The organism is Ideonella sp. (assembly GCF_041287625.1).
Taxonomy (GTDB): domain Bacteria; phylum Pseudomonadota; class Gammaproteobacteria; order Burkholderiales; family Burkholderiaceae_C; genus Ideonella.
The window spans coordinates 41,524-48,584 of record NZ_JBGGNH010000046.1 but is presented as its reverse complement, the minus strand read 5'-3'; the positions used below and the strand labels follow the sequence as shown (position 1 = coordinate 48,584).

At 68.9% G+C, this 7,061-nt stretch carries 6 protein-coding genes; 2 read left to right on the top strand and 4 right to left on the bottom strand.

Annotated features, from left to right (window positions below; all coding sequences use genetic code 11):
* From ACAH41_RS18175 to ACAH41_RS18160, 4 genes are all read right to left on the bottom strand, one after another.
* A partial coding sequence (locus ACAH41_RS18175) for a HAMP domain-containing protein (protein WP_370538402.1) occupies positions 1-2,294 on the bottom strand: 2,294 nt, incomplete at its 3' end.
* A 237-nt stretch (positions 2,295-2,531) separates the two neighbouring features.
* The gene (locus tag ACAH41_RS18170) at positions 2,532-2,999 is read right to left on the bottom strand and encodes a nuclear transport factor 2 family protein (protein ID WP_325649742.1); all 468 of its coding nucleotides are present in this window, start codon (positions 2,997-2,999) and stop codon (positions 2,532-2,534) included.
* Positions 3,000-3,094: 95 nt separating this feature from the next.
* Positions 3,095-3,811 carry a response regulator transcription factor gene (locus ACAH41_RS18165; RefSeq protein ID WP_325649743.1) on the bottom strand — a complete coding sequence of 239 codons (717 nt, stop codon included), beginning with the start codon at positions 3,809-3,811 and terminating at the stop codon, positions 3,095-3,097.
* Between the two features lie 291 nt (positions 3,812-4,102).
* Positions 4,103-4,648, bottom strand: a complete 546-nt coding sequence (locus ACAH41_RS18160; RefSeq protein WP_325649744.1) for an FxDxF family PEP-CTERM protein — start codon at positions 4,646-4,648, stop codon at positions 4,103-4,105.
* A 381-nt stretch (positions 4,649-5,029) separates the two neighbouring features.
* Between ACAH41_RS18160 and ACAH41_RS18155 the strand changes: the two genes are divergently transcribed.
* Positions 5,030-6,295, top strand: coding sequence for a hypothetical protein (locus ACAH41_RS18155; RefSeq protein ID WP_325649745.1), 1,266 nt, complete (start codon positions 5,030-5,032; stop codon positions 6,293-6,295).
* Positions 6,292-7,044, top strand: coding sequence for a hypothetical protein (locus ACAH41_RS18150; RefSeq protein ID WP_325649746.1), 753 nt, complete (start codon positions 6,292-6,294; stop codon positions 7,042-7,044). The genes ACAH41_RS18155 and ACAH41_RS18150 overlap by 4 nt, the downstream gene beginning before the upstream one ends.
* Positions 7,045-7,061: the final 17 nt, after the last annotated feature.

Genomic DNA, 7,061 nt, shown 5'->3' with positions numbered 1-7,061 from the left:
AGCTGCAGGATCTCGCCCTTGACCTCCACGGTGATCTTGGAGGAAAGGTCGCCCTTGGCGATGGCGGTCGCCACGTCGGCGATGTTGCGCACCTGGCCGGTGAGGTTGGACGCCATGAAGTTGACGTTGTCGGTCAGGTCCTTCCAGGTGCCGGCCACGCCGGGCACCTGGGCCTGGCCGCCGAGCTTGCCTTCGGTGCCGACCTCGCGCGCCACGCGGCTCACCTCGGAGGCAAAGCCATTGAGCTGGTCCACCATCGTGTTGAGGGTGTTCTTCAGCCCCAGGATCTCGCCCTTCACGTCCACCGTGATCTTCTTGGACAGGTCGCCGTTGGCCACCGCCGTCGCCACGTCGGCGATGTTGCGCACCTGGCCGGTCAGGTTGGAGGCCATGGAGTTGACGTTGTCGGTCAGGTCCTTCCAGGTGCCTGCCACGCCGGGCACCGCGGCCTGGCCGCCGAGCTTGCCTTCGGTGCCCACCTCGCGCGCCACCCGGCTCACTTCGCCAGCGAAGCCGTTGAGCTGGTCCACCATCGTGTTGATGGTGTTCTTCAGCTCCAGGATCTCGCCGCGCACGTCCACGGTGATCTTCTTGGAAAGGTCGCCATTGGCCACCGCGGTGGTCACTTCGGCAATGTTGCGCACCTGGCCGGTCAGGTTGGTCGCCATCGCGTTGACCGAGTCGGTCAAATCCTTCCAGATGCCGGCCACGCCGCGGCCTTCGGCCTGGCCGCCGAGCGCGCCTTCGGTGCCCACCTCGCGGGCCACGCGCGTCACTTCGGAAGCGAAGCCGCCGAGCTGGTCGACCATGGTGTTGATGGTGTTCTTCAGCTCCAGGATTTCGCCGCGCACGTCCACGGTGATCTTCTTGGACAGGTCGCCATTGGCCACCGCGGTGGTCACCTCGGCGATGTTGCGCACCTGGCCGGTCAGGTTGGAGGCCATGAAGTTGACGTTGTCGGTCAGGTCCTTCCAGGTGCCGGCCACGCCGGGCACCTGGGCCTGGCCGCCGAGCTTGCCTTCGGTGCCGACTTCACGCGCCACGCGGCTCACTTCGCCGGCAAAGCCGTTGAGCTGGTCCACCATCGTGTTCATGGTGTTCTTCAGCGCCAGGATCTCGCCCTTGACCTCCACCGTGATCTTCGAGGACAGGTCGCCCTTGGCGATGGCGGTTGCCACGCCGGCGATGTTGCGCACCTGGCCGGTCAGGTTCGAGGCCATGGAGTTGACCGAGTCGGTCAGGTCCTTCCAGGTGCCGGCAATGCCGGGCACCTGGGCCTGGCCGCCGAGCTTGCCTTCGGTGCCGACCTCGCGTGCCACGCGGGTCACTTCGGAAGAGAAGCCGTTGAGCTGGTCCACCATCGTGTTGATGGTTTCCTTCAGCTCCAGGATTTCGCCCTTCACGTCCACCGTGATCTTGCGCGAAAGGTCGCCGCGGGCGACGGCGGTGGTGACGGTGGCGATGTTGCGCACCTGGGCCGTCAGGTTGGTGGCCATCGCGTTGACCGAGTCGGTCAGGTCCTTCCAGGTCCCCGCCACGCCGGGCACCACGGCCTGGCCGCCCAGCCGCCCGTCGGTGCCCACTTCGCGGGCCACGCGGGTCACTTCCGAGGCGAAGGAGCGCAGCTGGTCCACCATGGTGTTGGTGGCTTCCTTCAGCTGCAGGATTTCGCCGCGCACGTCCACCGTGATCTTCTTGGACAGGTCGCCATTGGCCACGCCAATCGTCACCTCGGCGATGTTGCGCACCTGGGCCGTCAGGTTGCCGGCCATCTGGTTGACCGAGTCCGTCAGCTCCTTCCACACGCCGGACACGCCCTTGACCTGCGCCTGCCCGCCCAGCTTGCCTTCGGTGCCGACCTCGCGCGCCACGCGGGTCACTTCCGAGGTGAAGACCGAGAGCTGGTCGATCATCGTGTTGACCAGCCTGGCCGAGCGCAGGAACTCGCCCTTCAGCTCGCGCCCGTCCACCTCCAGCTCCATCGCCTGGCCCAGGTCGCCCTTGGCCACTGCGCCGATGGTGCGGGCAATTTCCGCCGTTGGCCGCACCAGGTCGTCCATCAGGGTGTTGATCGAATCGACCTTGGTGGCCCAGCCGCCCAGCGAACCGGGCAGCGACATGCGCTGCTTCAGCCGGCCTTCCTTGCCCACCGTGGCGCTGAGCCGCGCGACTTCGGCGGCAATGCGCGCCTCGTGCGAGATGGTCTGGTTGAAGGCGGTGGCGATCTGGCCGTCCACGCCGGCCCAGTCCGCCGGCAGGCGCAGCGAAAAATCGCCATCGCGGAAGGCCATCATCGCCGCCAGGATCTGCCGCGAGCGGGCGTCTGCCGAGTCGGCCTCGGCCGCCTGGCGCAGGGTGGCGCCCAGGGCCAGCCCGGCAGCGCCATTGGCGTCGGCAGCGGCCTTCTTCTTACGGGCCGGGGGAACTGTGGACACGCTCATCGCAAACCCGCCAAAACTGCGTTCAGATGGCTTGCAATGTAGTGCAGCGGGCGAGGCTTTGCCCCAGGGCTTGCCAGCAAACCCCCGGGTTTACAGCCCCAGCTCGCTCAGGCCTGGATGGTCATCCGGCCGGCGGCCCAGCGGCCAGCGGAACAGGCGCTGGTCTTCGGCGATCGGCCGGTCGTTGATGCTGGCGTGGCGCTGCGTCATCAGGCCGTCTGCATCGAAAGCCCAGTTCTCGTTGCCGTGGCTGCGGAACCACTGGCCGCTGTCGTCATGCCATTCGTAGACAAAGCGCACCGCGATGCGGTCGCCTTCAAACGCCCACAGTTCCTTGATCAACCGGTAGTCCAGTTCGCGCGCCCACTTGCGCTCCAGCAGCGCCTGTGCCTGCTCGCGGCCGACCGGAAATTCGACCCGGTTGCGCCAGCGTGTGTCGGCGCTGTAGGCCAGCACGATGCGCGCCGGGTCGCGGCTGTTCCAGGCGTCTTCGGCCAGGCGGATCTTCTGGACCGCGGTCTCGCGGGTGAACGGCGGCAGGGGCGGGCGTTGGGACATGAGCGTGCTCGGCGGAAGTCAGGGGCCAGAGCATGCCATGCAGGCCACCGCTCGAGACCGCGCCCGCCTGACCGCCACCGCAGCGGCAGGGTGACTCAGCTGGCCGACGCCAGTGCCCGCGCCGGTGCTGCCTGCGGGCTGGCGGCCGGCATGCGCCAGCGGGCTGGCGCGGCCGCCACTTCGGGCTCGTCCAGCGCCGGCAGGTCGATCAGCAGGCCGCGCTTGTCCGCGGCCAGCGCCACCTCGGTGCGGTTGCTCGCGTCCAGCTTCTGGAACACCGACTTCAGGTGCGACTTGACGGTGCCCAGCGCGATGTCCAGCCGCTTGGCAATCGCCTTGTTGCCGTGGCCGGCCACCAGCAGGCGCAGCACGTCGGTCTCGCGGCTGGTGAGCAGCGAACCGGCCACACTGTCGGCCAGGCGCTGCGCGGCCAGCGTGCCGATGCGGCGCATGCCGCAATGCAGCGCGCGCACCGCGTCGGCCAGCTCGTCGAGCCCGCAGCCAATCGTCAGGTAGCCGCGCACGCCGCTTTCCAGCGCATGGCGAATCTCGCGTTCGCTGTCGCGGCGCGTGAGGATCAGCACCCGCGCACCCAGTGCGCCCAGCGAGCGGCGTGCCGGTTCCGCCTTGCCCAGCGCGATGCAGCGCAGGCCTTGCTCGTAGTCGGCAATCACCACGTCGGCCCGGGCCAGGTCGGCCAGGGAAGTCAGCAGCACGATGTCGGGCTTCGCACCCAGCGTGGCCCGCAGGCCGGCGCAGAGCAGCGGGTCGTCGTACAGGACAAGGACTTTGATCGTGAGCAGATCGAGCATGGCGGCCTCCAGGCAGTGCGGTGGGCCGATGATGGAACCGCTTCCGTTGCGGCGCGAGTGAATCGACGTGAATCGCCGTGAAGCGATGCGGCCGGGCCGATGTGAATCGGCGTGAATGCAGGCGTGCGGCGGTTTGATTCAGCTGCCGCTTTTTGCAGGTCAGTGCAGCGCCAGCCCGCGGCTACCTGGTCGAGCCGGCGTGTCGCCAGCCAGCAGCAGCCTGCGCGCGGGGCTGGGCGCCAACAGGCCCAGGCACGGCGCTTCGCCCCAGGTTCCCGGGGGCGCGAAGCCTCAGGCGGTGGCGAGCGGGTGTGCCAGGCCTGGCGCTTCGGCTTCGGTCTCTTCCGGCTTGCGGCGCCGGCGCATCAGGGCCAGCACGCCAATGCCCAGGCCCAGCATTGCGTAGGTGCTGGGCTCCGGCACCGGCGCGGCCTGGGCCAGCAGCGAATAGACGCCGCCGTGCGTGCCTGCGGTCTTGCCGGTGACGCCCAGGTAGTAGCTGCCGCCGGGTGACAGCGTGATGTCGTTCAGGCTCTGGTAACCGGTGGCGATGGCCGTGCCGCCAATCGTGTTGGTGATGGACAACTTCAGGCCGAACAGTTCGGTGAAACCGCTCAGCAGCAGCGTGTTGGAGGCGAACGAGACCAGGCTGGCGTTCGTCGGCACGCTGAAGGACCACCAGTCCGTGAACGTGCTGGGCTTGGCCGTGACGCCGTGGACTGCAAAGGTCGGATCGGCGGGCGCAACGCTGAGCACACCCAGGTCGTACACGCCGGCTTGACTGGCCAGGCTGGCCGTCGCCAGGCTCAGCGCAGCGAGCAGAGGTTTCAGTTTCATGAGGTCTCCTTGGTTCGGTTTTGCGCAGCCCATGTGTCCGATCACATCAGGCTGCACCAATGTCGACAGCTTTTGGGGTGTGGCTGCTGGGTTTCGAGCAGTTTGGCCTGCCTGACACCCCTTCTACCGGCACTTGCAGCCGCGACACCCGAGGCAAAGGCAAGACCGGGGCCGCCATTCGCCTGACGTCGCAGCTCGTTACGCCGGTGTCAACTCGGACACGCTGATGCGACGGGTGTCGGCCACCGGCCGGCTGTCCCGATTGGCTGGTCTGCCGACCATCCTGCGGCGGGATGTGCTGGCGTGCTGCAGCGCCGAAGCTGCCGGCATCCGCAACCCCGGTGCCGGCCCGTCCGGCACGCTCACGCTTTGGAGCCGCTCATGTCACCTGGTCCTCGAACCCTCCGCTGGCTGCGCCTGCTGCCGTGCCTGGCACTGGCAGGCTGGCTGGGCAACGTCAGCGCGGCTGACGCGCCGATCCGCTCGGCCGGCACGCTGCTGTTCACCGATGCGGACACGCTGGTCGTGGCGGACTGGCGGGGCGCTGCGCTGCATGCGCTGAAGCTGCCACCGCTGAACGTGGCGCCAGCGCAGGCGGGCCGGCCGTTCAACCAGCTGCAGGTGGCGACGCGGGTGGCGAAGCTGCTGGGCACATCCGCCGAACGGCTGCAGTTCGAGGACATGGCAATGCGCCCCGGTGCCGGGCTGGCCTACCTCTCGCTCTCGGTGGACCGTGGCCGCGGGCTGCCCGAGCCGGCGGTCGTGACACTGGACGCAAGTGGCCTGGTGCGCCGGCTGGACCTGGCGCGTTTGCCGCATGGCAGTGCGCCGATAGCAGGACGACCGACCGACGACCAGCGCTTCTGGGCCGACGTGCCGGCGGCGACCTACACCGTGACCGACATGGTCTACCAAGCTGGCAAGCTGTACGTGGCCGGGCTCAGCAACGCGGCTTTTGCCTCCACGCTGCGGGTCTACGACTTCCCGTTCAACGGCACGGCCAGTGCGACCAGCGTGGAGATGTACCACGCGGTGCACAACCAGGTCGAGACGCGGGCGCCGATCCGCCGCATGGCCATCGCCACCCTCAACGGCGAGCCCACGCTGGTGGCGGCCTACACCTGCACGCCGCTGGTGACGATTCCATTGAGGGACCTGAAAGATGGCGCGCACATCGTCGGCCGCACCGTGGCCGAGCTGGGCTGGGGCAGCGCGCCTGTCGGCCTGGTCAGCCTGGAGACGCAGGAAGGGCCAGCGCTGCTGCTGGCCAACTCGCACAAGGCGGCGGACCTGCTGCCCGTCTCGGCCATCGCCGCCGCGAGCATGCAGCCAGGCCTGGCCAAGCCGATCAACTGGCCGACCGAGCCTTACCTGGGCGTGAAGGCCATTCCGATCCCGCTGGCCGGCATCGTCAGGCTGGGCGTGCAGGACAAGACCTTCCTCACCGTGCTGCGCCGCCACGGCAGCACCGGGGCGCTGGAGCTGGTGTCGCTGCGCCAAGGGGCGTTCCTGCGCCTGAGCGACTTCATCAACGAGTACGACTTCGCCGACTTCCGCTACCAGGCCAGCGACGGCTTCCGCGGTCTGCACGGCGTGCTGCGCAGCGACGAGGGCTACCCCGAACTGGCGCGGCGCACGCTGCCGTGAAGCACGGCTGTGCCGCGGTGGCGCTGGTGCTGCTGTCCACCGATTTGCTGGCGGGTTCGGTGCAGGTCTTCCCGTCCGGCGCCAGCGTGCCGGAGAACCTGCTGCGCATCGAGCTGCGGCTGCCCAGGCCGCTGCCGCAGGTGCTGGACATGCGCCACGTGAAGCTGCTGGACGCCGCTGGCCAAGTGCTGCCCGGTGCGCTGCTGGACCTGCCCTTGCCCAGTGCCGACGGCCGCCAGCTGACGCTGCTGCTGCACCCGGGCCGGGTCAAGTCCGGGCTGGTCGCGCATGAGCGGCTGGGGCTGGCGCTGAAGGCTGGCGACAGCGTCACGCTGCAGATCGACGACCCGGCACTCGGGCCGGCGCTGCGCAAGACCTGGCAGGTCACGGCGGCCGACCGTACTGCGCCGGAGCCAACGCGCTGGCGCATTGCGCCGCCAGTGGCTGGCAGTTCGGCTGCACTGCTGGTGGCGCTGGACGCACCTGTCAGCGCCAGCGGCGGGCGCCTGATCGCCGTGCGCGGCCCGGATGGCCAGCGCCTGCCGGGCCGGCCGCAACTGATGCACGCCGAGACCGGCTGGCGCTTCGTGCCTGCGCAGCCGTGGGTGGCGGGGCGCTACACGCTGATGGTCCACCCCGACCTGGAAGACGCCGCCGGCAACCGGGCTTGTGCCCTGTTCGAGATGCGGGACAACAGCCGCCAGGCGTGTGATCAGGGCCAAGCCTTGCCGTTTGAAGTGAAGCCTTGAACCTCGTCGGCCATCAC

Bases quoted from the DNA above. Each gene is read 5' to 3' on its own strand.
- ACAH41_RS18170 (WP_325649742.1), bottom strand. From the start codon at position 2,999: ATGTCCCAACGCCCGCCCCTGCCGCCGTTCACCCGCGAGACCGCGGTC.
- ACAH41_RS18155 (WP_325649745.1), top strand. From the start codon at position 5,030: ATGTCACCTGGTCCTCGAACCCTCCGCTGGCTGCGCCTGCTGCCGTGC.
- ACAH41_RS18160 (WP_325649744.1), bottom strand. From the start codon at position 4,648: ATGAAACTGAAACCTCTGCTCGCTGCGCTGAGCCTGGCGACGGCCAGC.
- ACAH41_RS18165 (WP_325649743.1), bottom strand. From the start codon at position 3,811: ATGCTCGATCTGCTCACGATCAAAGTCCTTGTCCTGTACGACGACCCG.